Here is a 2,095-nt window from a genome sequence, read left to right on the forward strand (position 1 = left end):
CGGCGAAAAAAGTCGCCCGCTTAAGGGCGAGGCTTCAGACCCATTTTTTCGGTGAACTTTTCCCTTTCAAACCTACTTTGCCCTTGGTGACCAAAGAACGAGACGCAAGCCCCTGGCTTTAGACATGGGGATAAGTCGGAGGCGACTTTAGTCGCAGTAATATATGTCTGATTATACAGCAAAGCTTCATATAATCTTTCTCCTCGCCTAACACCATTATATGAGGCGCTTTCATATAATGGTGGTATGAACCAAAAATACAAGTCAAATCACAATATCACTTATTCTTGCAAATACCATGTAGTGTGGTGTCCTAAATACAGAAGAAAAGTATTAGTGCATGGAGTTGATGTCCGTCTCAAAGAGATTATCTTAGACGTTGCTAAGGAATTTAATAGCGAAGTCATTGAGATGGAGGTAATGCCCGACCACGTACATCTTTTGGTTGAAGTAGATCCACAGTTTGGGATTGCAAAAATTGTCCGATACATGAAAGGACGGTCATCAAGGTTTCTCAGACAGGAGTTTCCTTGGTTGAAATCACGACTTCCAACATTGTGGACAAACAGTTATTTTGTTTCCACTGTTGGCGGCGCTCCTATTTCTGTTATCAAACAATACATCGAGAATCAAAAAAATGTCTAAAAAGAAACCGTTTTTTGCACAAGACAGTAATCAGCACCCAAATCATAAAGCCGCTTATTTCTGGACTCTAGAGGAAGCTAAAGAGTGGTTAGCCAGTCGAGGCGGAGGCAGTATTAAAAAACGCAATTCTGCTGTTGTTTATGTTTTTGATGAACCTATTAGAATTTGGGGTGAGATTGCTCATGTCTAATTATGGTTGTCAACAGCATTTGATTAATGCAACTTCTGATGTAATAGCAATCTTAGAGTTTTTGTGTGTAGAATCAGCAAAACTTGCTAATTGTGGAACTTATTATGCAAGGCAACTGTACTTCAAAACTGGCAAGATTCCCAGCAAATTCGATTTACACAAATTATTTAAAAGCAATTCCCACTTTCAGGCGATGTATTCTCACGTTGCTCAGCAGTGCTTAACCACAGTTGCAGAATCTTTTAAATCGTACATCGGATTGTTAAAAGGTATTAAAAAAGGAACTGTAGATCAACACCCTAAAATGCCAGGATACCGTAAAGGTGGGTTAGCACTTGTCACTTACCCCAAAGCTGATGTCAAGTTGAAAAATGGGTTGTTACGTTTTCCCCTTGGTAGCAAAGTAAAAGCTTGGTTTAGGTTAGATGCCTTTTATCTACCCATGCCATCAAATCTCAAATTTGCAGATATCAAAGAATTTAGGATAGTACCAAGAAACAAGTGTTTTTATATTGAGTATGTCTACAAACAACTTGATATTGCAGTAATTAACTTAGACCAATCAAAGGTATTGGGAATCGACCACGGTGTTAATAATTGGTTAACTTGTGTTTCCAATGTTGCTACTAGTTTCATCATTGATGGCAAACACTTGAAGTCGATGAACCAGTGGTTTAACAAGCAAGTCTCCACAATTAAAGAGGGGAAACCTCAAGGCTTTTGGAATAAGAAGTTAGCCCATATAACTGAGAAACGTAACCGTCAAGTTAGAGATGCTGTTAACAAAGCTGCCAGATTAGTTATCAACCATTGCTTAGATAACAAAATTGGTACAGTTGTTTTTGGTTGGAACAAAGGACAAAAAGATGGTGCTGATATGGGTAAAAAAAACAATCAAAAATTTGTTCAAGTTCCTACAGCACGATTAAAAGACAGAATTGCTCAATTGTGCGAACAGTATGGAATTCAGTTTGTAGAAACAGAAGAATCCTATACCTCAAAAGCATCATTTTTAGATAACGATATGCTACCAAAATATGGTGAAAAACCCGAACGGTGGCAGTCTTCTGGAATGCGTGTTAAGCGTGGTTTATTTAGAACAGCTAATAACTTTTTCTTGAATGCTGATGCTAACGGCGCAGCGAATATTTTAAGAAAAGTAGCGATAAAACTAGGTTTAGATCTTAGTGGAATCAGTAGGGTGTCTTTGATAGCACCATTGAAAGTTCGTTTGTGGACTCTTCAAGAATCCCCCGGCTT

At 38.4% G+C, this 2,095-nt stretch carries 3 protein-coding genes; all 3 read left to right on the top strand.

Translation table 11 applies throughout. The features are described 5' to 3' along the window. Window positions 1–246 precede the first annotated feature (246 nt). A complete protein-coding gene (tnpA, locus tag AACT52_RS11120; protein WP_073636640.1) occupies window positions 247–645 on the top strand; it encodes an IS200/IS605 family transposase in 399 nt (132 codons plus the stop codon). Beyond that, window positions 638–835 carry a hypothetical protein gene (locus tag AACT52_RS11125; RefSeq protein WP_073636641.1) on the top strand — a complete coding sequence of 66 codons (198 nt, stop codon included), beginning with the start codon at window positions 638–640 and terminating at the stop codon, window positions 833–835. The genes tnpA and AACT52_RS11125 overlap by 8 nt, the downstream gene beginning before the upstream one ends. Further along, window positions 828–2,095 (top strand): RNA-guided endonuclease InsQ/TnpB family protein (locus tag AACT52_RS11130; RefSeq protein WP_073636642.1); only part of this gene is annotated, 1,268 nt, incomplete at its 3' end. The genes AACT52_RS11125 and AACT52_RS11130, both read left to right, overlap by 8 nt.

Origin of the sequence: Scytonema sp. HK-05, assembly GCF_963872035.1 — a bacterium.
Lineage (GTDB): Bacteria > Cyanobacteriota > Cyanobacteriia > Cyanobacteriales > Nostocaceae > Kalymmatonema.